Raw genomic sequence first — 25,534 nt, forward strand, 5'->3', positions numbered from 1 at the left:
TAGATAACTACATGGCTTTTGCCTCATTAATTGAACGCCAGCGCATTCGCCTGCTGCTGGCGTTATTATTCGGTGCCTGCGGAACGCTGGCCTTCTCTCCTTATGACGTCTGGCCTGCGGCGATTATTTCGCTGATGGGGCTTCAGGCGTTAACCTTTAACCGCCGCCCACTCCAGTCTGCCGCTATTGGCTTCTGCTGGGGATTTGGCCTGTTTGGCAGCGGTATTAACTGGGTCTATGTCAGCATCGCCACCTTTGGCGGAATGCCTGGCCCGGTTAACATCTTCCTGGTGGTGCTGCTGGCGGCGTATCTGTCGCTGTATACCGGACTGTTTGCTGGCGTGCTGGCGCGACTGTGGCCGAAAACCACCTGGCTACGCGTGGCGATTGCCGCCCCTGCCCTCTGGCAAGTGACCGAGTTTCTACGCGGTTGGGTACTGACTGGCTTCCCGTGGCTACAGTTCGGCTATAGCCAGATTGACGGCCCGTTAAAAGGGCTGGCACCGATAATGGGCGTGGAAGCCATTAACTTCCTGCTGATGATGGTAAGCGGCCTGCTGGCGCTGTCGCTGGCTAAACGCAACTGGCGTCCGCTGGTGGTAGCCGTCGTGCTGTTTGCTCTTCCCTTCCCGCTGCGCTACATCCAGTGGTTTACCCCGCAACCAGAGAAAACCATTCAGGTTTCGATGGTTCAGGGTGATATTCCGCAATCGCTGAAGTGGGATGAAAGCCAACTTCTTAATACGCTGAAAATTTATTACAACGCAACGGCACCGCTGATGGGCAAATCGTCGCTGATTATCTGGCCGGAGTCGGCGATAACCGATCTGGAAATTAATCAGCAACCGTTCCTCAAAGCACTGGACGATGAGTTGCGTGAGAAAGGCAGCTCGCTGGTAACCGGGATTGTCGACGCGCGTCTCAATAAGCAGAATCGCTACGATACCTACAACACCATCATCACGCTGGGTAAAGGTGCGCCGTACAGCTACGAATCAGCCGATCGCTATAACAAAAACCATCTGGTGCCGTTTGGCGAGTTTGTCCCGCTGGAGTCGATTCTGCGTCCGTTAGCGCCGTTCTTTGATCTGCCGATGTCGTCGTTCAGCCGTGGGCCATATATCCAGCCGCCGCTGTCGGTAAATGGTATTGAGCTTACTGCAGCTATTTGCTACGAGATCATTCTTGGCGAGCAGGTGCGCGATAACTTCCGACCGGATACCGATTATCTGCTGACCATCTCTAACGATGCATGGTTTGGTAAGTCTATTGGTCCGTGGCAGCACTTCCAGATGGCGCGAATGCGTGCGCTGGAACTGGCTCGCCCGCTACTGCGCAGCACCAATAACGGCATTACAGCGGTGATTGGCCCGCAAGGGGAGATTCAGTCGATGATCCCGCAATTCACTCGCGAAGTGTTAACCACCAACGTGACGCCGACCACCGGACTCACACCGTACGCACGTACCGGCAACTGGCCGTTGTGGGTACTTACGGCACTGTTTGGTTTTGCCGCTGTGTTGATGAGTCTGCGTACTCACAAACGTTAATGTGCCTGATGCGCTACGCTTATCAGGCCTACAAAGTTTGTGCAATGTATTGAATTTGCGCGATTTTGTAGGCCGGATAAGGCGCTCACGCCGCATCCGGCATAAACAAAGCGCACGTTGTCACAATCGGTGGGGCGTGATCATCATGCCCCTTTTTCTTACCGTTCAGGGACACAAGCTACATCGCCATATTGGGGATGCCGAATAATTACCTGCGGATCTAGCGAGTGCGTCCTGTCCATTTGGATTAACCCGTTCTTCGCCATAACAAATATCTTTCTGCCATCCGCCGAAAAACGAAGGTTATTAACATAGCTGGCAGGATAAACACCAATAATCTGCCCTGCATTAATGTTGAGCAGGATGACATAACCTTCCAGGCCATATGACACCAACGCTAAATACTGACCGTCCGGGCTAATACCCTCAACGGAATAAACGCTCCTGCTACACCATTGCGTCATAACACTGGCTTGTTGATCCCCTGCGCTTATACGCGAAATACCCTGACTATCGGCAAAAATAATCTCGTCATTTTCTGATTTGAATCCCATCGCAGAAACCACGCCACGCGCATCACCGGCGGGAAAGCCTTCTTTCTGATGCGTGATGGTATTGATGCGTACAATGTCACCTCTGCCCATTCCCGGAACCAGTAATGTTTTTTCATCCGGGGAAAGAGCCATAACCCATGCACCTGGTTTACCACTCGTCCCCGTTCCGTCGTATTTCTCCAGCGGGATATCCGCCACATGCTGATAAGCCACCAGATCAATGGCTGACACACTATTACTGGTGCGATTCATCACCCAGGCTTTTGTGCCATCGCGCGAGAGGATAAGGCTGTCAGGATGTGCGCCGGTGGTAATCGACTGAATAATCTTCCCCGTAGCCACGTTAATGACCGATAACGCATTCGCTTCAAATGAAGTTGCATACAGCAACTTTTCATCGGGACTTAACACCAGCGATCTGACGCCCTGATCTTTACAGCCACCACAATGTTTGACTGACTTTTCTTTCGCTATGGGCGCAGTAAAGGTATGCAGGATTTTCTTTTGTCCGAGGTCGAAAACAACAATGCTGTTCGTGTTTTCAATTGCGGCATACAACGTATTACCATCCCGACTGATCGCCATATCATGGATATCGGTAATCTCAGCGAGCAAATCACCACTGGCCTGCTCACGACTTACCGGAGCGGATAATGTTTCCCTAAGGGCGTTACGCTCCTCCACTAACTGCTGCTTTTTTTGTCGTCGCTCTTGTTCAATCTCCTGCGGATAAAACTCTTCACGCAGGCTTTGCCTGACCTGTAAAACTGATTCATCAATCTGCTGCTGCGCAATCCAGATAGCCCCGGTCAGAAGAATACTGCCCACAACCATAATCCCAACGACCGTAACAAGTTTGTTTTGACCAGGTAAACGTGCGCTCAACCAACCTAAGGCGCCACCCGCAATCAGTCCACCAATATGGCAAGCATTGTCTATTCCTGTTTGCCGGGCACCGTACAACAGTGTCAGCACAACCATACCCAACAGAGGAAATACTCGCCGCTGGTTTTTATGGTGTGTGCCCACACCTGAAGCAAGCTGTGTTGCTATCGCAGCGCCAGCTATTCCCATAATTGCCCCGGATGCCCCAACGCTGATGACTATCTGCTCACTTTCGCGTAACGCATAACAGGCGCTGATTAGCCCACCAAAGACGCCAGAGAATAGCCAGACAATCAGGAGTCGCCATTTTCCCAGAATCCGTTCCGCCACTCCCCCTACCACCAGGAGTGCAAACATATTCATCAGCAAATGAGAAACACTGCTGTGCAGAAAGACACTGCTCAATAAGCGCCAGGATTCACCCGACAACGTGAGAGAAGCAACGTTAGCACCAAGATGGATGAGTGCGGATTGATCGACTTCTTCATAACTCATCCATTGTGCGAGATAACAAAATATCCCAACACAGAGCGCAAAAAGGATAAGAGTTATTGCGGGTAATTGAACATTTAACGGCTTAACCGAAGATGCATACATGAGGTAATTCTTCCTTGAAAAGACAGGTAAAAAGCATTTTTCTCGTGTGCAGTTATCATCCCGGCAAACGTCCCATACCGAAAAGTTAACCCTGTCCGAAATATGACTTTTTCAGCCTAAAATTACAATCGTAATTAATTCACCCCTAATTATTTTTTGGCATGTAAGTTGCTTTATTTATTGTGGAAACAAGGAAATCAGCCGAAGTACAACCGGGTTGCACCACCACAAATCAGCGGTAGCACCAAAAAGGTGCGGTTTAAGAATTTTGCTTCGGAATGGTGCGGTGCATCTCGCAAAAACAAACAATAAAACAGCAATATCTTTACATTTAGCCAAACTAAATGTTACCTAACAAGCACAACACTGCACAATAAAGTTGCAGATGATAACAACACAAACACTCACAACGGGTATCCATGCGTTCTTAACGCAGAAGATAAAGGAGTTGGATATGCAATTACGTAAACCTGCCACAGCAATCCTGGCCCTGGCGCTTTCCGCAGGCCTGGCACAGGCAGATGACGCCGCCCCGGCAGCAGGTAGTACTCTGGACAAAATCGCCAAAAACGGCGTGATTGTCGTCGGCCACCGTGAATCTTCGGTGCCTTTCTCTTATTACGACAATCAGCAAAAAGTGGTGGGTTACTCACAGAATTACTCCAACGCCATTGTTGAAGCAGTGAAAAAGAAACTTAACAAACCGGACTTGCAGGTGAAACTGATTCCGATCACCTCACAAAACCGTATTCCGCTGCTGCAAAACGGCACTTTCGATTTTGAATGTGGCTCTACTACCAACAACCTCGAACGCCAGAAACAGGCGGCTTTCTCCGACACTATTTTCGTGGTCGGTACACGCCTGCTGACCAAAAAAGGCGGCGATGTTAAAGATTTTGCCGATCTAAAAGATAAAGCCGTAGTCGTCACTTCCGGCACCACCTCTGAAGTTTTGCTCAACAAACTTAATGAAGAGCAAAAAATGAACATGCGCATCATCAGCGCCAAAGACCACGGTGACTCTTTCCGCACGCTGGAAAGCGGTCGTGCCGTTGCCTTTATGATGGATGACGCCCTACTGGCCGGTGAACGTGCAAAAGCGAAGAAACCAGACAACTGGGAAATCGTCGGCAAGCCGCAGTCTCAGGAAGCCTACGGTTGCATGCTGCGTAAAGATGATCCGCAGTTCAAAAAGCTGATGGATGACACCATCGCTCAGGTGCAGACCACCGGTGAAGCGGAAAAATGGTTTGATAAGTGGTTCAAAAACCCAATTCCGCCGAAAAACCTGAACATGAATTTCGAATTGTCAGACGAAATGAAAGCGCTGTTCAAAGAACCGAATGACAAGGCACTGAACTAATTACAAGAACCAGGGGCGGAAATTCCAGCCCTCTCGATTGTTACGTAGCACGGACAGACTATACGCCTGATGGTCGTTCCCCATCGGGCCTGAAAACCGCAATACGCTGGGTAACAATCTTCGAGGGTAGCAGTTAACGCTGCTACCCTCTTTTTTCTGGAGTAGATTTATGTCTATAGACTGGAACTGGGGTATTTTTTTACAACAAGCCCCGTTCGGCAACACCACCTATCTCGGCTGGATCTGGAGCGGCTTTCAGGTCACTATCGCTCTGTCGATCTGCGCCTGGATTATCGCTTTCCTCGTCGGCTCGTTATTCGGTATTTTACGTACCGTTCCAAACCGTTTTCTCTCCGGTCTGGGTACGTTATATGTCGAGCTGTTCCGCAACGTGCCGTTGATTGTGCAGTTTTTTACCTGGTATCTGGTGATCCCGGAACTACTGCCGGAAAAAATCGGCATGTGGTTTAAGGCCGAGCTGGATCCCAATATCCAGTTTTTCCTCTCCTCCATGCTCTGCCTGGGGCTGTTTACTGCGGCTCGTGTTTGCGAACAGGTACGCGCCGCAATCCAGTCACTACCGCGCGGGCAGAAGAATGCCGCACTGGCAATGGGGTTGACACTACCGCAGGCCTACCGCTACGTGCTGCTACCAAACGCTTATCGCGTTATCGTCCCGCCGATGACTTCCGAGATGATGAACCTGGTGAAAAACTCCGCCATCGCCTCGACTATCGGTCTGGTAGATATGGCGGCACAGGCCGGTAAATTGCTCGATTATTCGGCCCACGCCTGGGAGTCGTTTACCGCCATCACACTGGCGTATGTGTTGATTAACGCGGTTATCATGCTGGTGATGGCGCTGGTTGAACGTAAAGTGCGCCTGCCCGGCAATATGGGGGGCAAATAATGTACGAGTTTGACTGGAGTTCTATTGTCCCTTCCCTGCCGTATCTGCTGGATGGGCTGGTGATCACCCTGAAAATCACCGTCACAGCGGTAGTGATTGGCATTTTGTGGGGTACGATGCTGGCGGTGATGCGCTTGTCCAGCTTTGCGCCTGTTGCGTGGTTTGCCAAAGCCTACGTTAACGTATTCCGTTCAATCCCACTGGTGATGGTTCTGCTGTGGTTTTACCTGATTGTGCCGGGTTTTCTGCAAAACGTGCTGGGATTATCGCCGAAAACCGATATCCGCCTAATTTCTGCAATGGTGGCGTTTTCGATGTTTGAAGCGGCCTACTATTCAGAGATTATCCGCGCCGGTATTCAAAGTATTTCTCGTGGGCAGTCGAGCGCCGCGCTGGCGTTGGGCATGACTCACTGGCAGTCGATGAAACTGATTATTTTGCCGCAGGCATTCCGCGCGATGGTGCCGTTACTGCTCACCCAGGGCATTGTACTGTTTCAGGATACCTCACTGGTGTATGTGTTATCTCTGGCCGATTTCTTCCGTACCGCTTCAACCATTGGTGAGCGTGATGGTACGCAGGTCGAGATGATCCTGTTTGCCGGATTTGTTTATTTCGTTATTAGCCTTAGCGCGTCGTTGTTGGTCAACTACTTGAAAAGAAGGACGGCATAATGATTACCCTGAAAAATGTTTCAAAATGGTATGGTCACTTTCAGGTGCTGACCGACTGCTCAACCGAAGTGAAAAAAGGCGAAGTGGTGGTGGTTTGCGGACCGTCCGGCTCTGGCAAATCAACGCTGATAAAAACCGTCAACGGCCTCGAACCGGTGCAGAAAGGTGAAATCACCGTCGATGGCATCGTGGTTAACGATAAGAAAACCGATCTGGCAAAGCTGCGTTCCCGCGTCGGGATGGTGTTCCAGCATTTCGAGTTGTTCCCCCATTTGTCGATTATTGAAAACCTGACGCTGGCGCAGGTGAAAGTGCTTAAACGCGATAAAGCGCCTTCGCGTGAAAAGGCCCTGAAACTGCTGGAGCGCGTGGGACTTTCCGCACATGCCAATAAGTTTCCGGCGCAGCTTTCCGGTGGTCAGCAGCAGCGTGTGGCGATCGCTCGCGCGTTGTGCATGGATCCTATTGCCATGCTGTTCGACGAACCGACATCGGCACTGGACCCGGAGATGATCAACGAAGTGCTGGACGTGATGGTTGAACTGGCGAACGAAGGAATGACCATGATGGTGGTGACCCACGAAATGGGCTTTGCCCGTAAGGTGGCGAATCGGGTGATCTTTATGGATGAGGGAAAAATTGTCGAAGACTCACCGAAAGACGCTTTCTTCGATGATCCGAAATCGGACCGCGCAAAAGACTTCCTCGCGAAAATCCTGCATTAATCCTTCCGGCGCGCATACCCAGGTGCGCGCCATCTCACGCTTTATCGTTTCGCCCCTCGTATCTGTTACATTCCGGCGTTACCCTTGTCGCTAAGAAACACACACAACAAGGAGCAACAATGGCACTGCCAATTCTGTTAGATTGCGACCCAGGTCATGACGACGCTATCGCAATAGTTCTCGCCCTCGCCTCACCAGAGCTTGATGTCAAAGCCATCACATCTTCAGCCGGAAACCAGACGCCCGATAAAACATTACGCAATGTTCTGCGTATGCTGACCTTGCTTAATCGCACCGATATTCCGGTAGCAAGCGGTGCGGTAAAACCGTTAATGCGTGAGTTGATTATCGCGGACAACGTACACGGCGAAAGTGGACTTGACGGCCCGGCACTACCGGAACCGACGTTCGCACCGCAAAACTGCACGGCGATGGAATTGATGGCCAAAACGCTGCGCGAAAGTGATGAACCTGTCACGATTGTGTCCACCGGACCGCAAACTAACGTTGCCTTGCTGCTCAATAGCCATCCGGAACTGCATAGCAAAATCGCCCGTATCGTAATTATGGGCGGCGCAATGGGGCTTGGTAACTGGACGCCAGCCGCTGAGTTTAATATTTACGTGGACCCGGAAGCGGCGGAAATTGTCTTCCAGTCAGGGATTCCGGTGGTGATGGCCGGTCTGGATGTCACTCACAAAGCACAAATCCACGTTGAAGACACCGAGCGTTTCCGCGCTATTGGTAACCCAATTTCCACCATTGTTGCCGAACTGCTGGATTTCTTCCTCGAGTATCACAAAGACGAAAAATGGGGCTTTGTCGGCGCGCCGCTGCACGACCCGTGCACCATTGCCTGGCTGTTAAAACCAGAGTTGTTTACCACCGTGGAGCGCTGGGTCGGCGTTGAAACACAGGGGAAATATACCCAGGGGATGACAGTTGTTGATTATTACTATCTGACAGGCAATAAACCAAATGCCACCGTAATGGTCGATGTTGATCGGCAGGGCTTTGTTGATTTACTGGCTGAACGTCTGAAATTTTACGCTTAATACTCCTTATTGATTAAGATCACCATGTTTTACCAGGGTGGTCTTAATCTGGTTATCTCTTTTTCTTTCAAGATATAAATGCAATGGATAATGCAGAACTCGCCATTGGTATCGATCTCGGTACTACCAATAGTTTAATTGCTGTCTGGAAAGACGGTGCCGCACAATTAATTCCAAATAAATTCGGTGAATATTTAACGCCATCCATAATTAGCATGGATGAAAATAACCATATTCTGGTCGGTAAACCGGCTGTATCCCGGCGCACATCACATCCTGATAAAACCGCAGCGTTATTTAAGCGCGCGATGGGCAGTAATACCAACTGGCGTTTAGGTGGTGACACTTTTAATGCACCGGAATTGTCCTCTTTGGTGTTGCGTTCATTAAAAGAAGACGCTGAAGAATTCCTGCAACAACCGATTAAAGATGTGGTGATCTCTGTTCCGGCTTATTTCAGTGATGAACAACGCAAGCATACCCGTTTAGCAGCAGAGTTATCTGGGCTAAATGCAGTGCGCCTGATTAATGAGCCAACGGCAGCCGCAATGGCATACGGCCTGCATACGCAGCAAAATACCCGCTCGCTGGTTTTTGATCTCGGTGGCGGCACGTTTGACGTCACGGTGCTCGAGTACGCCACGCCGGTGATTGAAGTTCACGCCTCCGCGGGCGATAACTTCCTCGGTGGCGAAGATTTTACTCATATGCTGGTCGATGAGGTTTTAAAACGCGCGGAAGTCGCCAAAACAGCCCTTAACGAGAGCGAACTGGCAGCCTTGTACGCCTGCGTGGAAGCGGCAAAATGTAGCAATCAAACGCCAATGCACATTCGCTGGCAGTACCTGGAAGAAACGCGGGAGTGCGAATTTTACGAGAACGAACTGGAAGATTTGTGGTTACCGCTACTCAACCGCTTGCGTGTGCCGATTGAACAGGCGTTGCGCGATGCGCGTCTGAAGCCGAGTCAAATCGACAGCCTGGTACTGGTCGGCGGCGCGTCGCAAATGCCCCTGGTGCAGCGAATCGCCGTGCGTCTGTTTGGCAAATTACCGTATCAAAGTTACGATCCGAGTACCATCGTCGCGCTGGGCGCAGCGATCCAGGCCGCCTGCCGCTTACGCAGCGAAAACATTGAAGAAGTGATCCTCACCGATATTTGCCCCTACTCCTTAGGCGTTGAAGTTAACCGTCAGGGCGTTTCCGGCATTTTCTCGCCGATTATTGAACGAAACACCACGGTGCCGGTGTCGCGTGTAGAAACTTACTCGACCATGCACCCGGAGCAGGATTCAATTACGGTTAATGTCTATCAGGGGGAAAATCACAAAGTTAAGAATAATATTCTGGTTGAATCCTTTGATGTTCCGCTGAAGAAAGCCGGGGCTTATCAGTCTATCGATATTCGCTTTAGTTATGATATCAACGGGTTGCTTGAAGTTGATGTGCTACTGGAAGACGGTAGCGTTAAGTCCAGAGTCATTAACCACAGCCCGGTGACGTTGAGTGCACAGCAGATTGAAGAGAGTCGTGCTCGGTTATCCGCATTGAAAATTTATCCGCGGGATATGCTCATTAACCGAACCTTTAAAGCCAAACTGGAAGAGTTATGGGCGCGGGCGCTGAGTGATGAGCGAGAAGAAATTGGCCGGGTGATCACCGATTTTGATGCGGCGTTGCAGTCAAACGATATGGCCCGCGTCGATGAAGTTCGTCGACGGGCGAGCGATTATTTGGCCATTGAGCTCCCTTAAACACGACTGCCGGATGCGGTGTAAACGCCTTATCCGGCCTACACATACGTTCCGCGTAGGTCGGATAAGATGCGACAGCATCGCATCCGACGTTAAAGGATAAGATGCGTTAGCATCGCATCTAACTGAACAACATAGCGATTTTACCCAGCGCGTAGCCTATCACCAGAACCGTTAAGCTGATTTTGATAATACTGGCAATGCTCTGTGGTTTTTCACTCTCATTATTCTTCTCTTCGTGTTTTTCAGGTGCTGGCTCGTCGATATCTTCATCCACCGGCTCGAGTTTCACTTTCGTCAACAGCATATGAGTAATAATTGCTTCTAACGGATGTGCTTCTCCACGTTCCAGTCGCACATTCAGGCGGGCAAGCATCTCTTGTTTCGGAAACGCTTCCAGTACTACCTGTTCCGCTACCCGATACAAATCCAGCAATGGTGAATTGTCTTCTGTCCCGCTACCAACTCTCGATTTCCACCATGCCCATGCTTTGCGTTTGAAGAATAACGACTCGATAAACGATTGACCTAACGGCGATAATTTTCCGCTATGTAAAATTTCCGCCCATAGCAGTCGCGTCCGGGCGCTCTCGCCAGATACATATTTCAGCGGCTTACCTTGCGCATCAATCATGCTTCGCGCTTCGATAACCATCACTAATAACGCGAAGTAATCCGGGCAATGGCGCTTGCTCCACTGCAATAACAAATTATCAGCTTGTGTAGATGGGTAACTCTCCCGGTATGCACAGAGATCGGCAAGCAGACTTTCTCCCTCACCGCAGTACAACCGTTGTGCACACGAGTAATATCGGGCATCTTCGCTTTCTGGTTCTTCCGCTTGCCACTGTTGGGCTACAGGAATGAGTTCCGCCATGCCTGTTTGCACCGAGCTGTACCAGCGCAACAGTTTACGATGCAACTTCGCATCATCAGGAATTAACCTCGGACCTGCCATCGCCAAAAATGCAGTGACATAGTCAGGATGGTAACGACAGCAACGTTCCAGCGCGAAGTAATATTCAACAGTCTGGTTCTGTAACGCGACGGGATATTCCTGAAGGCTGAGAAAATCGAAACAATCCCCAGCCTGAATGGCCTCAAGAAAAGCCTCCCGCTCTTCTTCATCCATTCCTTCGCTGTCACTAAATGAATGCCAGTTCAAACGTTCTGCCAACAAAGATGCACAATTCAATGAAAGATATCGCGCCTTCATAGCGATTGCGCATAGCGGCCAGCGTAAGTGATCGACATCCTCCATGTTGTAGGTATTCAACTGCTGAATAAATTTCTGCCAGGCGGAAGGTTGAAAACGCTCACTTTCCGAAGCCAGTAAGGTTCTGAACGCTTTCAGTGCCTCATGCTCTTCTGCAAGATCTTTCTCGTCATCAGCATTTTTTTCGTCTGGATTGACCGCCAGTCGCAGCGCCTCTTCATAGGCCTGACGTAACGCTTTAAACCCCTGCGGATCGGTTTCTGGATGGTATAACGGTAAGCGAGCAAGATAAGCCTGACGGATAATATCAACTTGTGTTGTGCTCTCGATTTCGAGGATTTGCCAACATGTTTTCATAGGTCGCTCACATCCTTAAGCGTTGCCGGGCATTCAGGCTGGGCAGTTAATGGCCGCCAGGGAAGCGTGGCATAGAAACGATCACCTCCTGCCACCAGTTCTTCAAACATCCGGCTCCCGGCGCTATCGTATTTGTACAGGGTCAGCGCCTCGCGTAGCGAAGCATCGTCTTCACACTGAGAGGATTGCCAGTAGAGACGTCCTAATGAATAGGCGGAAAAATAGTGCATCCAGCTGTGATAGTAATGGTGGGCACGTACATAGACGCGCGATTGCAGCCATAAACTCTCTTCTTCCGTCAGCCAATTGTTGAGCACACCGACCCGCGACAGAAACCCCATTCGAACATAATCCCAGGCTTTGATTCCCCCTTCCCCGCAGCACATAGCGGTTTGGGCAACGAATTGGGCATAAATCACCCCTCTCTCCGAGCCGCCAGCAATTAGTGCTTCCCACTCTTCAGGTGAAGAGCGATACCATGCCAGATATAATCCAGCTAAATTATTTGCGTGCCCATCATCGGTCATTTGGTAAATTGTCTGAATTAAATCATCACGATTATTTATTCCCCAGGATGATGAGAGATCAAATTCTTTTATTCCGGTATACATTTTTGGCGAGTCATGTGCAGGCTTGCATCCCTGATTAAGAATTTCCATTGGCGTAGAAAGCGCAAATAGAAGGTGTTGTTCTTCCTTATCCATTTATTAACAATCCTTTAAGTTCATTAACTGACTACTTTTTTATTAATAATGAGTATAAACTTGACGCTTTCAAAATAAAAAGAAAATCGAAGTATTGATAAATGAACAAAAAAATATATTTTATATTCGCAATATTTATAGTTGCGGCTATCACTTGTATTAGCCAACCTAAGAAAACGACCTTGCGCGATAAAGCTATGGCGCATTATGTCTTTGATTATTTAAGCTCACCGGGCAGTCTTCCGTTTACCACGGCAGCAACGGAGCTTTCCGCGATTCATGGTCACTCAACGTCGCAATATCGCCTTGGCGAATTTTATCTTCATGGTAGCGACGGTAAACCACTGGATTATACAAAGGCGAGATACTGGTATGAGCAATCAGCGGAACAGGAAAATCCACGCGCGCAAAGTAAACTGGGATGGATCTACCTGAAAGGTCTGGGAGTCAAACCCGATACCCGTAAAGCAATTCTCTGGTATAAGGAAGCTGCGGGACAAGGGCATGTCCATGCCCAATATACGCTGGGATTGATTTACAGAAATGGCACGGGCATTAACGTCAACAATTATGAAGCTCGCAAATGGTTAAAACTGGCGGCGGAGCAACATTATAAAAATGCGGAAAGATTGCTTGCAGAGCTTCCCGCACATTAAGGTCGACTTTCACCCGAGCAGATGGAATATTTTTCCTATCAAACCAGCAAAGACAAAAATATAGAAAATAATTTTAATGACGCCCAGACAGCCCGGCCCACCATCATCAATGGGCATTGGCTGTGGCTCCGGCTCGACGGTTTGTTGCCCGGCAAAATTCGCCGACTGAATTAATAATCGACGAATTATTAATGCTTCCAGTGGACAACGATCTTCTGCATCAAGACGGGCGACGATCGGCATTAATGATTCTTCTGTCGGTTGGCTGGCCTGCACTAATTGCTTTGCGACTAAATATAATGGCCATAAGGGATGCTGTATATCACGCGTGAGTGAGATTCGCGGCTTACGCCCTTTGTGCAACACCATCTCAACCAAAGAACGCCCCAGCGCAGAGAGTTTTTCATCACTGAGTATTTCGTATAATTGAAAGCGCGTACGGGCGCTGTCGCCGGGGACATAAAGTAGCGGTTTACCCTGATCGTTAACCAGTTCACGAGCTTCAATCATCATCACCACTAACGGGTAATAATCGACCCGATGCTGACGGCACCATTGCAACATTAAAGCATCCGCCTGGGTAGAGGGAGACTCGCGCCAGAAGTCACAAAGTTCTGCCAGAAGGCTTTCGCCTTCTCCACAATAGACGCGTTGCGCGTATTCATAATAACGCGCATCTTCGTTATCAGGTTCAGCTTCCCGCCATAACCGGGCGTAATCCAGAAGTTCGGGTATATCCAGGCGGCCTGCGCTATACCAGCGCAGTAAATTTCTGTGTAATTTTGCATCATCGGGGATAATCACCGCACGATGTTGCGATAAATACAGTACCAACCATTCTGGATGAGATGACCAAATCCGCGCAAACATCTGATAAAAATCAATGGTTTCATTTTGCACGACAACGGGTAGGTGCAGGATGGTCTGGAAGTTAAAAACATTGCCTTTCGCAATGGCATATAAAAAGGATTCCAGTTCTTCTTCGTCTATTACCCCGGTATTTTCCTCCTGTAGCCACCGCAATCTTTCTGCTAATAAAGCCACGCACTCGAAGGATAAATGGGCAGTGTTCATGGCTATTGTGCACAGCGACCAGCGTAATTCATCAATCTCTTCCATCGAGCAATAATTTAATTGCTGAATGAATCGCTGCCAGGCGGAGGGCATAAAACGTTCGCTATCAGAGGCAAGTAACCCACGAAAGGCGAGCAGAATTTCATGTTCTGCAACTTCATGTTCTTCTGGTTGCCAAACAGATTTAGCAGGCGACTGCGCAATCCGTAGCGCATCTTCATACGCCTGACGCAGTTGTTTAAAGCCCTGTGGATCGGTTTCTGGATGAAAGGACGGTAACAGCGCCAGATAAGCGCGACGGATAATGTCGATGTCAGTCGTTTGCGATACATCGAGGATTTGCCAGCAAGTTTTCATAGGTCGCTCATATCCTTAAGCGTTTCCGGGCATGTAGGGTAATCAGCCAGTGGTTGCCAGGGTAAGGTTGGGTAATACGCATCGTCACTGGCAAATAAATGATAAAACATATCATTGCCGGAATCGTCGTATTCTTTACGAGCTAAGAATTCACGTAATAACGGCAGATTATCATCCTCAGGAGACTGCCAATATTGCCGCCCAAAGGTATAACCGGCAAAGTATTGCCGCCAGTTACTATAATAACGTAGCGCCCGTAGATGAATGCGCGACTGGATCCATAGGCTTTCTTCTTCACTTAACCAGTTATTAAGTACGCCCATCCGGCTTAAAAAGCCCATACGGACATAATCCCAGGCTTTTATTCCGCCTTCGCCACAACATTCGGCAGTGCTGGCGACAAATTGCGCGTAAGCCTGCCCCTCCTCATTTAATTCAGTGATGTAGCTACGCCATTCACATGGCGAATAACGAAACCAACGGTGATAAAACCCCGCCAGCCGCGCAGCATGGCCGTTATCCATCATTCGATGAATTGTCCGCAACAAGTCTTCACGATCATCAATTCCCCAGGAGGAAGAAAGGTCAAAAAAGCGGGTGCCTAAATACATTTTGGCTGACGAGTGAGAAGGTAAACAACCTTCATTACGTATTTCCATCGGGGTAGACAGGGCAAACAGTAATTTTTGCGACTCCATATCCATGGTAATTTATCCTTAAATATTCACAAAATGAATATTAAAACATTATGAATGTTCATTTATTTATACTTCCCTGATGCGATATAATACGCATAAAATAAATCTTACGCAAAAAAGCAATACATAAAAAAGAAATATACTTTATTCGCAACCATAAGGAAATGATAATGATTTATACGTCGAGTTGCTGCGATAATTTATCGATAGATGAAATTATCGCACGTGCTGAAAAAGGAGATGGTGAGGCACAATATGTTATTGGTATTGATTATAATTACAATAGTTCAGTAGATTCCCCCGACGACGAAAAAGCCTTTTACTGGTTGAAACTTGCCGCTGAACAAGGGCATTGTGAAGCGCAATATTCTTTAGGTCGGAAATATACCGAAAATAACAGCCGATATAAAGATAATGAAAAAGCTATCTCCTGGTTAAAGAAAGCAGCCTTACAAGAACATGCATTAGCAGCCAATTTGCTGGGATGCATACTCGGCAATACAGAAAACTCTAAATATGAAGAAGCTGTTTCCTGGTATCGGAAGGCGGCAGAGCAGGGTTTAAAATATGCGCAAAATAATCTGGGGATAATGTATAAAAATGGCACTGGCGTTACGCAAGATTATGACCAGGCTTTCTTTTGGTATAAACAAGCCGCACTCCAGGGTCATAATCCCGCACAGAAGAATCTCGCTGACCTGTATGAAGAGGGTAAAGGTGTCCCCCAAAACATGACACTTGCAGCATTCTGGTATTTGAAAAGCGCCCTGCAAGGTAATCAGCACGCCCAATTTCAAATAGCGTGGGATTATAACGCTGGCGAAGGGGTAGAGCAGGACTATAAGCAAGCGATGTACTGGTATCTGAAGGCTGCCGACCAAGAAAGCGTCGGCGCTTACGTTAACATCGGCTATATGTATAAGCATGGGCAAGGCGTTGAGAAGGATTATCAAGCTGCCTTTGAATGGTTTACGAAAGCCGCTGAATGCAATGACGCCACTGCCTGGTATAACCTGGCCATTATGTACCACTATGGCGAAGGAAGACCTGCCGATCTCCGACAGGCTCTCGACTTATACCGTAAGGTTCAGTCATCCGGTACAAGAGATGTCAGTCAAGAAATCCGTGAGGTTGAAGATTTACTGTAGAGATAAAAACAAGCAAGGGCCGGACGATTTTCATTCGACCCAAATTATCTTTATTGCTGTGCGAAATCAGACTATTACGGCTCGAACGGGCGTCTCTGGAACTGGTCGTGACCGCATTTAGGGCATAGTGTCAAGACTTCCGGCGTGTAGATCGGGAGATGGAAGTGACATTTCTCGCAGACCAGATTCCCCAGACCTACGACTTCCCCGCTGTGGTAAACCCCGTGATGATTGAGATCCTGGAAAACTTCACGCCATTCCAGTTGCGTTTTATCGGTGATGTCCGCCAGTTCCTGCCAGAGGCTTTCTTTAATCACCCGCATAAAAACGCTGTCGGACTCTTCCTTCAGGCTCTCTTCATAACTCATGGCGAACTCTTCCAGGTCACGTCTGACGGCCCGGGTCAGTTCATCGACCTCGGTCCGCGTTAACTCCCCTGTTTTTATTACACGCTCACGTGCCTGTTCTACCAGTGCGTCGATATCGCGTTCGCCATTACGCAGTCGCTCGCTTAATGACGCCACCAGTTCACGGTAATATTGAGCAACCTTGTTCATCATTTCATCTCCCGTGTCGTTAACTGGCTATAATAATAGACGTTATTTATGCTCAACTTTGCAAGACTGCCCACAGAGTGTGTAAATTCGTGCAAGGATTACCGCAGTGCGATTTCAACGTCGAGTGCGCGAAAGGCTGTTTTGACGCGGACGTTTGGGCTATGCTATGCGGATCTGAAAAACCACCTCTAACGCTACTTTTGTAGCCGTATTGAAAACAGGACCACTGGCTGCCATGCAAGAGCAATACCGCCCGGAAGAGATAGAATCCAAAGTACAGCTTCATTGGGATGAGAAGCGCACATTTGAAGTAACCGAAGACGAGAGCAAAGAGAAGTATTACTGCCTGTCTATGCTTCCCTATCCTTCTGGTCGACTACACATGGGCCACGTACGTAACTACACCATCGGTGACGTGATCGCCCGTTACCAGCGTATGCTGGGCAAAAACGTTCTGCAGCCGATCGGCTGGGACGCGTTTGGTCTGCCTGCGGAAGGCGCGGCGGTAAAAAACAATACCGCTCCGGCACCGTGGACGTATGACAACATTGCGTACATGAAAAATCAGCTGAAAATGCTGGGCTTTGGTTATGACTGGAGCCGCGAGCTGGCGACCTGTACGCCGGAATACTACCGTTGGGAACAAAAATTCTTCACCGAGCTGTATAAAAAAGGCCTGGTGTATAAGAAGACCTCTGCGGTCAACTGGTGCCCGAACGACCAGACCGTACTGGCAAACGAACAGGTTATCGACGGCTGCTGCTGGCGCTGCGATACCAAAGTTGAACGTAAAGAGATCCCGCAGTGGTTTATCAAAATCACCGCTTACGCTGACGAGTTGCTCAACGATCTGGATAAACTGGATCACTGGCCAGACACCGTTAAAACCATGCAGCGTAACTGGATTGGCCGTTCTGAAGGCGTGGAAATCACCTTCAACGTTAACGACTATGACAACACGCTGACTGTTTACACTACTCGCCCGGACACCTTTATGGGTTGTACCTACCTGGCGGTAGCGGCAGGTCACCCACTGGCACAGAAAGCGGCAGAAAATAATCCGGAACTGGCGGCCTTTATTGATGAATGCCGTAACACCAAAGTTGCCGAAGCTGAAATGGCAACGATGGAGAAAAAAGGCGTCGATACAGGCTTTAAAGCGGTTCACCCATTAACTGGCGAAGAAATTCCAGTTTGGGCAGCAAACTTCGTATTGATGGAGTACGGCACTGGCGCAGTAATGGCGGTTCCGGGTCACGACCAGCGCGACTACGAGTTTGCCTCTAAATACGGCCTGAACATCAAACCAGTTATCCTGGCGGCTGACGGTTCTGAACCAGACCTTTCTCAGCAGGCACTGACTGAAAAAGGTGTGCTGTTCAACTCTGGCGAGTTCAATGGCCTTGACCATGAAGCAGCCTTTAACGCCATTGCCGACAAACTGACTGAAATGGGCGTTGGCGAACGTAAAGTTAACTATCGCCTGCGTGACTGGGGTGTTTCCCGTCAGCGTTACTGGGGCGCGCCAATTCCGATGGTAACACTGGAAGATGGCACTGTAATGCCGACCCCGGATGACCAACTGCCGGTGATCCTGCCGGAAGATGTGGTGATGGACGGCATTACCAGCCCGATCAAAGCAGATCCTGAGTGGGCGAAAACCACCGTTAACGGTATGCCAGCGCTGCGCGAAACCGACACTTTCGACACCTTTATGGAGTCCTCCTGGTACTATGCGCGCTACACTTGCCCAGAGTACAAAGAAGGTATGCTGGATTCCAAAGCGGCTAACTACTGGCTGCCGGTAGATATCTACATTGGTGGTATCGAACACGCCATCATGCACCTGCTCTACTTCCGCTTCTTCCACAAACTGATGCGTGATGCAGGTATGGTGAACTCTGACGAACCAGCGAAACAGTTGCTGTGTCAGGGTATGGTGCTGGCAGATGCCTTCTACTATGTTGGCGAAAATGGCGAGCGTAACTGGGTTTCCCCAGTTGATGCTATCGTTGAACGTGACGAGAAAGGCCGTATCGTGAAAGCGAAAGACGCGGCAGGCCATGAACTGGTTTATACCGGCATGAGCAAAATGTCCAAGTCGAAGAACAACGGTATCGACCCGCAGGTGATGGTTGAACGCTACGGCGCGGACACCGTTCGTCTGTTTATGATGTTCGCTTCCCCGGCAGATATGACGCTCGAATGGCAGGAGTCCGGTGTGGAAGGGGCTAACCGCTTCCTGAAACGTGTCTGGAAACTGGTTTACGAGCATACTGCGAAAGGTGATGTAGCGGCACTGAACGTTGATGCACTGACTGAAGATCAGAAAGCGCTGCGTCGTGATGTGCATAAAACTATCGCTAAAGTGACCGATGATATTGGCCGTCGTCAGACCTTTAACACCGCGATTGCGGCGATTATGGAACTGATGAACAAACTGGCGAAAGCACCGACCGATGGCGAGCAAGATCGCGCACTGATGCAGGAAGCGCTGCTGGCGGTAGTCCGTATGCTTAACCCGTTCACTCCGCACATCTGTTTCACGCTGTGGCAGGAGCTGAAAGGCGAAGGCGATATCGACAACGCGCCGTGGCCGGTGGCTGACGAAAAAGCGATGGTGGAAGACTCCACGCTGGTTGTTGTTCAGGTTAACGGTAAAGTCCGTGCCAAAATCACCGTTCCGGTGGATGCAACGGAAGAACAGGTTCGCGAACGTGCTGGCCAGGAACATCTGGTAGCAAAATATCTTGATGGTGTTACCGTGCGTAAAGTGATTTACGTACCAGGTAAACTCCTCAATCTGGTCGTTGGCTAAGCGCGGGAGGAAGCGTGCGATATCTGGCAACATTGTTGTTATCTCTGGCGGTGTTAATCACCGCCGGGTGTGGCTGGCATCTGCGTGATACCACGCAGGTTCCTTCCACAATGAAGGTTATGATCCTGGACTCTGGTGACCCGAACGGGCCGTTAAGCCGTGCGGTGCGTAACCAATTGCGTTTGAACGGCGTCGAGTTGCTCGATAAAGAAACCACGCGTAAGGATGTTCCATCCCTGCGTTTGGGCGCTGTATCAATCTCACAGGATACCGCGTCGGTTTTCCGTAATGGTCAAACTGCGGAATATCAGATGGTGATGACTGTTAGCGCATCGGTATTGATTCCTGGACGAGATATCTACCCGATTAGCGCCAAAGTCTTCCGTTCGTTCTTCGATAACCCGCAAATGGCGTTAGCGAAAGATAACGAGCAGGACATGATCATTAAAGAGATGTACGACCGTGCCGCCGAACAGCTGATTCGTAAGCTGCCAAGCATTCGCGCTGCGGACGTCCGTTCCGACGAAGAAACGTCGACAACAACGGATACCACAGCAACGCCTGCACGCGTCTCCACCACGCTGGGTAACTGATGATTCGGTTGTACCCGGAACAGCTCCGCGCGCAGCTCAATGAAGGGCTGCGCGCGGCCTATCTTTTGCTTGGTAACGATCCCCTGTTGTTGCAAGAAAGCCAGGACGCCATTCGTCAGGTCGCCGCCGCACAAGGGTTTGAAGAACACCATACTTTTTCCATTGATCCCAACACGGACTGGAACGCAATATTTTCGCTATGCCAGGCAATGAGCCTGTTTGCCAGTCGGCAAACCTTGTTGTTAGTGCTACCTGAAAATGGGCCGAATGCGGCGATCAATGAACAACTCCTCACGCTCACCGGATTGCTGCATGACGATCTGTTGTTGATCGTACGCGGTAATAAATTAAGCAAAGCGCAGGAAAATGCCGCCTGGTTTACCGCGCTTGCAAACCGTAGCGTGCAGGTTACTTGCCAGACCCCAGAACAAGCCCAGCTTCCTCGCTGGGTTGCCGCGCGTGCAAAACAGCTCAATTTAGAACTGGATGACGCAGCGAATCAGGTGCTCTGCTACTGTTATGAAGGAAACCTGCTGGCACTGGCACAGGCACTGGAGCGTTTATCGCTACTCTGGCCGGATGGCAAACTGACACTGCCGCGCGTTGAGCAAGCGGTGAATGATGCCGCACATTTCACACCTTTTCATTGGGTTGACGCTTTGTTGAGCGGCAAAAGCAAGCGCGCGTTGCATATTCTTCAGCAACTGCGCCTGGAAGGCAGTGAACCAGTGATTTTGTTGCGTACTTTGCAACGTGAGCTATTGCTGCTGGTTAATCTGAAGCGTCAGTCTGCTCATACTCCGCTGCGTACGCTGTTTGACAAGCATCGGGTATGGCAGAACCGTCGTAACATGATTAGCGAAGCGTTAAATCGCCTGAGTCAGCCACAATTACGTCAGGCCGTACAACTCCTGACACGAACGGAACTTACTCTCAAACAAGATTACGGTCAGTCCGTGTGGGCAGAACTGGAGGGATTATCTCTTCTTTTGTGCCATAAACCACTGGCAGACGTATTTATCGACGGTTGATATGAAATCTTTACAAGCTCTGTTTGGCGGCACCTTCGACCCGGTGCATTATGGCCATCTAAAACCCGTGGAAACGCTGGCGAATCTGATTGGTCTGACGCGGGTAACGATTATCCCTAACAACGTTCCTCCGCATCGCCCCCAGCCTGAAGCGAACAGCGTGCAGCGAAAACACATGCTTGAACTGGCAATTGCCGACAAGTCGCTGTTTACCCTTGATGAACGCGAGTTAAAGCGTAATGCCCCCTCTTACACGTCGCAGACGTTAAAAGAGTGGCGACAGGAACAAGGCCCTGATGTGCCGCTGGCGTTTATTATCGGCCAGGATTCGCTGCTGAACTTTCCGACCTGGTATGAATACGAAACGATTCTCGACAATGCACATTTGATAGTCTGTCGACGTCCTGGTTATCCGCTGGAAATGGCACAACCGCAGTACCAGCAGTGGCTGGAAGATCATTTAACGCATAATCCGGAGGATCTGCATCTTCAGCCTGCGGGTAAAATTTATCTCGCCGAAACGCCGTGGTTTAACATCTCGGCGACAATCATCCGCGAGCGTTTGCAAAACGGCGAATCTTGTGAGGAATTGTTACCAGAATCGGTACTGACTTACATTAACCAACAAGGCTTGTATCGCTGATATCTGCCGTCACGGAGGGAATGATGCGACTGTGGTTAATTCGTCACGGTGAAACGCAAGCAAATGTCGACGGATTATACAGCGGTCATGCGCCTACACCACTTACGGCGCGCGGTATCGCGCAGGCGCAAAGTTTGCGTACCCTGCTGCGTGATGTTCCCTTCGATAGAGTTTTATGCAGTGAACTGGAACGGGCGCAGCACACCGCGCGCCTGGTTCTTGATGCCCGTCAACTCCCCGTGCGAATCATTCCTGAACTCAACGAAATGTTTTTTGGTGACTGGGAAATGCGGCATCATCGCGAGCTGATGCAAGAAGATGCCGAAAACTATAGTGCCTGGTGCAATGACTGGCAGCATGCCGTCCCTACTGGCGGTGAAGGCTTTCAGGCATTTTCACAGCGGATAGAAAGGTTTATTGCCGGACTTGGTGAGTATCAGCAGCACAAAAACGTATTAATCGTTAGTCACCAGGGTGTGTTGAGTCTGTTGATTGCCCGCTTAATCGGCATGCCCACCGAGGCAATGTGGCATTTTCGTGTAGATCAGGGCTGCTGGAGCGCCATTGATATCAATGACGGGTTCGCAACTCTACGCGTCCTCAATAGCCGCGCCATCTGGTGCGAAGATGCATGACTTTTCTGTTTTTTTTCAGGTAAGCAGCAACGAACATTGACAGGCCCGGACAGGCTGATATTCTCCGCAACCTGACTTTTCCGCCATACACGACTTTGTAGAAATTGTTTTACAAAAATGGCGATGCAATCTGTGACGCGGGGTGGGATGATAGCCCACTTTCAAGAGCCGATTTGGTGACATTTGTCCCGAAATCGCCTCTGCTTCAGGTATACTGACAGACCATTTTTATCTTTTTTATTTCACCCAGGGGGAAAACTTGCAGGGTAAAGCACTCCAGGATTTTGTTATCGACAAAATTGATGACCTCAAAGGTCAGGACATCATCGCCTTAGACGTTCAGGGTAAATCCAGTATTACCGACTGTATGATCATCTGTACGGGTACATCCAGCCGTCATGTTATGTCCATTGCCGACCACGTGGTTCAGGAATCTCGCGCGGCGGGTTTGTTGCCCCTCGGCGTTGAAGGTGAAAACGGCGCGGACTGGATTGTGGTCGATCTGGGTGATGTTATTGTCCATGTTATGCAGGAAGAGAGCCGTCGCCTGTATGAGCTGGAAAAACTCTGGAGTTAATGCGTGAAGCTGCAACTTGTCGCCGTGGGAACGAAAATGCCGGACTGGGTACAAACCGGTTTTACCGAGTACCTGCGTCGTTTTCCGAAAGATATGCCTTTTGAACTGATTGAAATTCCGGCGGGAAAACGCGGCAAGAACGCGGATATCAAGCGCATACTCGACAAAGAGGGTGAGCAAATGCTGGCTGCAGCCGGTAAAAACCGCATTGTCACCCTCGATATCCCAGGCAAGCCCTGGGACACGCCGCAGTTAGCCGCTGAACTGGAACGCTGGAAGCTGGATGGCCGCGATGTCAGCTTGCTGATTGGCGGGCCGGAAGGGTTATCGCCTGCCTGTAAAGCGGCGGCAGAACAAAGCTGGTCACTTTCGGCGCTTACCCTCCCCCATCCGCTGGTTCGCGTACTGGTCGCAGAGAGTCTGTACCGGGCGTGGAGCATTACCACCAACCATCCTTATCACCGTGAGTGATAAGGTAGCCTTAAGTAGAAAACGCAGCGGATGAAATTACAGAACTCTTTTCGCGACTATTCGGCAGAGTCCGCGCTGTTTGTGCGCCGGGCGCTGGTCGCCTTTTTGGGGATTTTGCTGCTAACCGGCGTGCTTATCGCCAACTTGTATAATCTACAAATTGTTCGCTTTACCGATTACCAGACCCGTTCTAATGAAAACCGCATTAAGCTGGTGCCTATCGCCCCCAGCCGCGGCATTATCTACGACCGTAACGGTATCCCTCTGGCGCTCAACCGAACTATCTATCAGATAGAGATGATGCCGGAGAAAGTCGATAACGTGCAGCAGACTCTGGACGCCCTGCGCAGCGTGGTCGACCTGACCGATGACGATATCGCGGCGTTTCGAAAGGAGCGTGCACGTTCGCACCGTTTTACCTCCATTCCGGTGAAAACCAACCTGACTGAAGTTCAGGTGGCGCGTTTCGCCGTTAACCAGTACCGTTTTCCTGGTGTGGAAGTTAAAGGCTATAAACGTCGTTACTACCCCTATGGTTCAGCGCTGACCCACGTTATCGGTTATGTCTCGAAAATTAACGATAAAGACGTCGAGCGACTGAATAATGACGGCAAACTGGCCAACTATGCCGCAACACATGATATCGGCAAGCTGGGGATTGAACGTTACTACGAAGATGTTCTGCACGGCCAGACGGGTTATGAAGAAGTTGAAGTTAACAACCGTGGTCGCGTCATCCGTCAGTTAAAAGAAGTATCGCCGCAGGCCGGGCATGATATTTACCTGACGATTGATCTCAAACTCCAGCAGTATATTGAAACACTGCTGGCGGGTAGCCGTGCCGCTGTCGTGGTCACCGATCCGCGTACAGGTGGCGTGCTGGCGCTGGTTTCCACGCCAAGTTACGACCCTAACCTGTTTGTTGACGGTATCTCCAGCAAAGATTATTCCGCGCTGCTGAACGACCCGAACACACCACTGGTGAACCGCGCCACGCAGGGGGTTTATCCGCCTGCGTCGACGGTTAAACCTTATGTGGCGGTTTCGGCATTAAGTGCCGGAGTAATCACTCGCAATACGACGCTGTTTGACCCAGGCTGGTGGCAGCTGCCTGGTTCGGAAAAACGTTACCGTGACTGGAAAAAATGGGGCCACGGACGTCTGAATGTCACAAGATCGCTGGAGGAATCTGCGGATACCTTCTTCTATCAGGTGGCCTACGATATGGGGATCGATCGCCTCTCCGAGTGGATGGGTAAATTCGGTTATGGTCATTACACCGGTATCGACCTTGCGGAAGAACGTTCCGGCAACATGCCGACCCGTGAATGGAAACAGAAACGCTTTAAAAAACCATGGTATCAGGGTGACACCATTCCGGTTGGTATCGGTCAGGGTTACTGGACAGCGACTCCTATCCAGATGAATAAGGCACTGATGATCCTGATTAACGACGGTATTGTGAAAGTTCCGCATTTGCTGATGAGCACCGCCGAAAATGGCAAACAAGTGCCGTGGGTACAGCCGCATGAACCGCCGGTAGGTGATATTCATTCTGGTTACTGGGAACTGGCGAAAGACGGCATGTTTGGTGTTGCTAACCGCCCTAACGGTACGGCACATAAATACTTTGCCAGCGCGCCATACAAAATTGCGGCGAAATCCGGTACCGCGCAGGTCTTCGGTCTGAAGGCGAACGAAACCTATAATGCGCACAAAATTGCCGAGCGTCTGCGCGACCACAAACTGATGACCGCGTTTGCGCCGTATAACAATCCACAAGTCGCTGTCGCTATGATTCTGGAAAACGGTGGTGCTGGCCCGGCGGTCGGTACCCTGATGCGCCAGATCCTCGACCACATTATGCTTGGTGATAACAACACCGATCTGCCTGCAGAAAACCCGGCGGTTACTGCTGCGGAGGACCAATAA

23 protein-coding genes are annotated in these 25,534 nt (G+C 49.9%); 17 read left to right on the plus strand and 6 right to left on the minus strand.

The genetic code is table 11. The annotated features are described in order from the left end of the window. Nucleotides 1-11 precede the first annotated feature (11 nt). Nucleotides 12-1,550 (plus strand): apolipoprotein N-acyltransferase, encoded by a 1,539-nt coding sequence (gene lnt / locus A9180_RS11730; protein WP_064528950.1) that lies wholly within the window; start codon nucleotides 12-14, stop codon nucleotides 1,548-1,550. Nucleotides 1,551-1,708: 158 nt separating this feature from the next. On the opposite strand, the gene A9180_RS11735 is transcribed toward lnt, so the two are convergent. Then, nucleotides 1,709-3,586, minus strand: coding sequence for a rhomboid family intramembrane serine protease (locus A9180_RS11735; RefSeq protein ID WP_064528951.1), 1,878 nt, complete (start codon nucleotides 3,584-3,586; stop codon nucleotides 1,709-1,711). 454 nt (nucleotides 3,587-4,040) lie between these two features. On the opposite strand from A9180_RS11735, the gene gltI reads away from it, so the two are divergent. The 6 genes from gltI (at nucleotide 4,041) to hscC (ending at nucleotide 10,067) form a co-directional block, all read left to right on the plus strand. After that, nucleotides 4,041-4,949, plus strand: a complete 909-nt coding sequence (gene gltI / locus A9180_RS11740) for a glutamate/aspartate ABC transporter substrate-binding protein GltI (protein WP_064528952.1) — start codon at nucleotides 4,041-4,043, stop codon at nucleotides 4,947-4,949. A gap of 169 nt (nucleotides 4,950-5,118) precedes the next feature. After that, nucleotides 5,119-5,859: a glutamate/aspartate ABC transporter permease GltJ gene (gene gltJ, locus A9180_RS11745; protein ID WP_064528953.1), complete on the plus strand. Its 741-nt coding sequence runs from the start codon at nucleotides 5,119-5,121 to the stop codon at nucleotides 5,857-5,859. Then, a complete protein-coding gene (gene gltK, locus A9180_RS11750; protein WP_064528954.1) occupies nucleotides 5,859-6,533 on the plus strand; it encodes a glutamate/aspartate ABC transporter permease GltK in 675 nt (224 codons plus the stop codon). Before gltJ ends, gltK begins: the two co-directional genes overlap by 1 nt. After that, nucleotides 6,533-7,258: a glutamate/aspartate ABC transporter ATP-binding protein GltL gene (gltL, locus tag A9180_RS11755; protein ID WP_064528955.1), complete on the plus strand. Its 726-nt coding sequence runs from the start codon at nucleotides 6,533-6,535 to the stop codon at nucleotides 7,256-7,258. Before gltK ends, gltL begins: the two co-directional genes overlap by 1 nt. A 119-nt stretch (nucleotides 7,259-7,377) precedes the next feature. Then, on the plus strand, nucleotides 7,378-8,313 hold the full coding sequence (gene rihA, locus A9180_RS11760; RefSeq protein WP_064528956.1) for a pyrimidine-specific ribonucleoside hydrolase RihA: 936 nt from the start codon (nucleotides 7,378-7,380) through the stop codon (nucleotides 8,311-8,313). Nucleotides 8,314-8,396: 83 nt separating this feature from the next. Then, entirely contained in the window at nucleotides 8,397-10,067 is a 1,671-nt protein-coding gene (gene hscC / locus A9180_RS11765; protein WP_064528957.1) for a molecular chaperone HscC, read from the plus strand. Between the two features lie 121 nt (nucleotides 10,068-10,188). Here hscC and A9180_RS11770 read toward each other — a convergent pair whose 3' ends face one another. Further along, the gene (locus A9180_RS11770) at nucleotides 10,189-11,640 is read right to left on the minus strand and encodes a J domain-containing protein (RefSeq protein WP_064528958.1); all 1,452 of its coding nucleotides are present in this window, start codon (nucleotides 11,638-11,640) and stop codon (nucleotides 10,189-10,191) included. Then, nucleotides 11,637-12,344, minus strand: coding sequence for a DUF1266 domain-containing protein (locus A9180_RS11775; protein ID WP_064528959.1), 708 nt, complete (start codon nucleotides 12,342-12,344; stop codon nucleotides 11,637-11,639). Before A9180_RS11775 ends, A9180_RS11770 begins: the two co-directional genes overlap by 4 nt. A gap of 101 nt (nucleotides 12,345-12,445) precedes the next feature. On the opposite strand from A9180_RS11775, the gene A9180_RS11780 reads away from it, so the two are divergent. Next, the gene (locus A9180_RS11780) at nucleotides 12,446-13,000 is read left to right on the plus strand and encodes a tetratricopeptide repeat protein (RefSeq protein ID WP_064528960.1); all 555 of its coding nucleotides are present in this window, start codon (nucleotides 12,446-12,448) and stop codon (nucleotides 12,998-13,000) included. 9 nt (nucleotides 13,001-13,009) lie between these two features. Here A9180_RS11780 and A9180_RS11785 read toward each other — a convergent pair whose 3' ends face one another. Beyond that, entirely contained in the window at nucleotides 13,010-14,431 is a 1,422-nt protein-coding gene (locus tag A9180_RS11785; protein WP_064528961.1) for a J domain-containing protein, read from the minus strand. Further along, complete coding sequence (locus A9180_RS11790) at nucleotides 14,428-15,135, minus strand: DUF1266 domain-containing protein (protein WP_064528962.1); 708 nt, start codon at nucleotides 15,133-15,135, stop codon at nucleotides 14,428-14,430. Before A9180_RS11790 ends, A9180_RS11785 begins: the two co-directional genes overlap by 4 nt. Before the next feature lie 158 nt (nucleotides 15,136-15,293). Here A9180_RS11790 and A9180_RS11795 point away from each other — a divergent pair, with 158 nt between their 5' ends. Next, complete coding sequence (locus tag A9180_RS11795; RefSeq protein WP_074399543.1) at nucleotides 15,294-16,277, plus strand: SEL1-like repeat protein; 984 nt, start codon at nucleotides 15,294-15,296, stop codon at nucleotides 16,275-16,277. Nucleotides 16,278-16,351: 74 nt separating this feature from the next. Here A9180_RS11795 and A9180_RS11800 read toward each other — a convergent pair whose 3' ends face one another. After that, entirely contained in the window at nucleotides 16,352-16,834 is a 483-nt protein-coding gene (locus A9180_RS11800; RefSeq protein ID WP_001044880.1) for a zinc ribbon-containing protein, read from the minus strand. Nucleotides 16,835-17,069: 235 nt separating this feature from the next. Between A9180_RS11800 and leuS the strand changes: the two genes are divergently transcribed. The 8 genes from leuS to mrdA all read left to right on the plus strand — a co-directional run bounded on the left by leuS (nucleotide 17,070) and on the right by mrdA (nucleotide 25,534). Next, nucleotides 17,070-19,652: a leucine--tRNA ligase gene (gene leuS / locus A9180_RS11805; RefSeq protein ID WP_064528964.1), complete on the plus strand. Its 2,583-nt coding sequence runs from the start codon at nucleotides 17,070-17,072 to the stop codon at nucleotides 19,650-19,652. A 14-nt stretch (nucleotides 19,653-19,666) separates the two neighbouring features. Then, nucleotides 19,667-20,245: an LPS assembly lipoprotein LptE gene (gene lptE / locus A9180_RS11810; protein ID WP_064528965.1), complete on the plus strand. Its 579-nt coding sequence runs from the start codon at nucleotides 19,667-19,669 to the stop codon at nucleotides 20,243-20,245. Next, nucleotides 20,245-21,276, plus strand: coding sequence for a DNA polymerase III subunit delta (gene holA, locus A9180_RS11815; protein WP_064528966.1), 1,032 nt, complete (start codon nucleotides 20,245-20,247; stop codon nucleotides 21,274-21,276). Before lptE ends, holA begins: the two co-directional genes overlap by 1 nt. A gap of 1 nt (nucleotide 21,277) precedes the next feature. Continuing rightward, entirely contained in the window at nucleotides 21,278-21,919 is a 642-nt protein-coding gene (nadD, locus tag A9180_RS11820) for a nicotinate-nucleotide adenylyltransferase (protein WP_064528967.1), read from the plus strand. Between the two features lie 23 nt (nucleotides 21,920-21,942). Beyond that, complete coding sequence (locus tag A9180_RS11825; protein WP_064528968.1) at nucleotides 21,943-22,554, plus strand: adenosylcobalamin/alpha-ribazole phosphatase; 612 nt, start codon at nucleotides 21,943-21,945, stop codon at nucleotides 22,552-22,554. Between the two features lie 259 nt (nucleotides 22,555-22,813). Beyond that, on the plus strand, nucleotides 22,814-23,131 hold the full coding sequence (rsfS, locus tag A9180_RS11830; protein ID WP_001161662.1) for a ribosome silencing factor: 318 nt from the start codon (nucleotides 22,814-22,816) through the stop codon (nucleotides 23,129-23,131). A gap of 3 nt (nucleotides 23,132-23,134) precedes the next feature. Then, the gene (gene rlmH / locus A9180_RS11835; protein WP_000776104.1) at nucleotides 23,135-23,602 is read left to right on the plus strand and encodes a 23S rRNA (pseudouridine(1915)-N(3))-methyltransferase RlmH; all 468 of its coding nucleotides are present in this window, start codon (nucleotides 23,135-23,137) and stop codon (nucleotides 23,600-23,602) included. 30 nt (nucleotides 23,603-23,632) lie between these two features. Next, nucleotides 23,633-25,534, plus strand: coding sequence for a peptidoglycan DD-transpeptidase MrdA (mrdA, locus tag A9180_RS11840; protein ID WP_064528969.1), 1,902 nt, complete (start codon nucleotides 23,633-23,635; stop codon nucleotides 25,532-25,534).

It is taken from the genome of Escherichia sp. B1147 (assembly GCF_001660175.1).
Classification (GTDB): Bacteria; Pseudomonadota; Gammaproteobacteria; order Enterobacterales; family Enterobacteriaceae; genus Escherichia; species Escherichia whittamii.

Bases quoted from the DNA above. Each gene is read 5' to 3' on its own strand.
- lnt (WP_064528950.1), top strand. From the start codon at position 12: ATGGCTTTTGCCTCATTAATTGAACGCCAGCGCATTCGCCTGCTGCTG.
- A9180_RS11735 (WP_064528951.1), bottom strand. From the start codon at position 3,586: ATGTATGCATCTTCGGTTAAGCCGTTAAATGTTCAATTACCCGCAATA.
- gltI (WP_064528952.1), top strand. From the start codon at position 4,041: ATGCAATTACGTAAACCTGCCACAGCAATCCTGGCCCTGGCGCTTTCC.
- gltJ (WP_064528953.1), top strand. From the start codon at position 5,119: ATGTCTATAGACTGGAACTGGGGTATTTTTTTACAACAAGCCCCGTTC.
- gltK (WP_064528954.1), top strand. From the start codon at position 5,859: ATGTACGAGTTTGACTGGAGTTCTATTGTCCCTTCCCTGCCGTATCTG.
- gltL (WP_064528955.1), top strand. From the start codon at position 6,533: ATGATTACCCTGAAAAATGTTTCAAAATGGTATGGTCACTTTCAGGTG.
- rihA (WP_064528956.1), top strand. From the start codon at position 7,378: ATGGCACTGCCAATTCTGTTAGATTGCGACCCAGGTCATGACGACGCT.
- hscC (WP_064528957.1), top strand. From the start codon at position 8,397: ATGGATAATGCAGAACTCGCCATTGGTATCGATCTCGGTACTACCAAT.
- A9180_RS11770 (WP_064528958.1), bottom strand. From the start codon at position 11,640: ATGAAAACATGTTGGCAAATCCTCGAAATCGAGAGCACAACACAAGTT.
- A9180_RS11775 (WP_064528959.1), bottom strand. From the start codon at position 12,344: ATGGATAAGGAAGAACAACACCTTCTATTTGCGCTTTCTACGCCAATG.
- A9180_RS11780 (WP_064528960.1), top strand. From the start codon at position 12,446: ATGAACAAAAAAATATATTTTATATTCGCAATATTTATAGTTGCGGCT.
- A9180_RS11785 (WP_064528961.1), bottom strand. From the start codon at position 14,431: ATGAAAACTTGCTGGCAAATCCTCGATGTATCGCAAACGACTGACATC.
- A9180_RS11790 (WP_064528962.1), bottom strand. From the start codon at position 15,135: ATGGATATGGAGTCGCAAAAATTACTGTTTGCCCTGTCTACCCCGATG.
- A9180_RS11795 (WP_074399543.1), top strand. From the start codon at position 15,294: ATGATAATGATTTATACGTCGAGTTGCTGCGATAATTTATCGATAGAT.
- A9180_RS11800 (WP_001044880.1), bottom strand. From the start codon at position 16,834: ATGAACAAGGTTGCTCAATATTACCGTGAACTGGTGGCGTCATTAAGC.
- leuS (WP_064528964.1), top strand. From the start codon at position 17,070: ATGCAAGAGCAATACCGCCCGGAAGAGATAGAATCCAAAGTACAGCTT.
- holA (WP_064528966.1), top strand. From the start codon at position 20,245: ATGATTCGGTTGTACCCGGAACAGCTCCGCGCGCAGCTCAATGAAGGG.
- nadD (WP_064528967.1), top strand. From the start codon at position 21,278: ATGAAATCTTTACAAGCTCTGTTTGGCGGCACCTTCGACCCGGTGCAT.
- A9180_RS11825 (WP_064528968.1), top strand. From the start codon at position 21,943: ATGCGACTGTGGTTAATTCGTCACGGTGAAACGCAAGCAAATGTCGAC.
- mrdA (WP_064528969.1), top strand. From the start codon at position 23,633: ATGAAATTACAGAACTCTTTTCGCGACTATTCGGCAGAGTCCGCGCTG.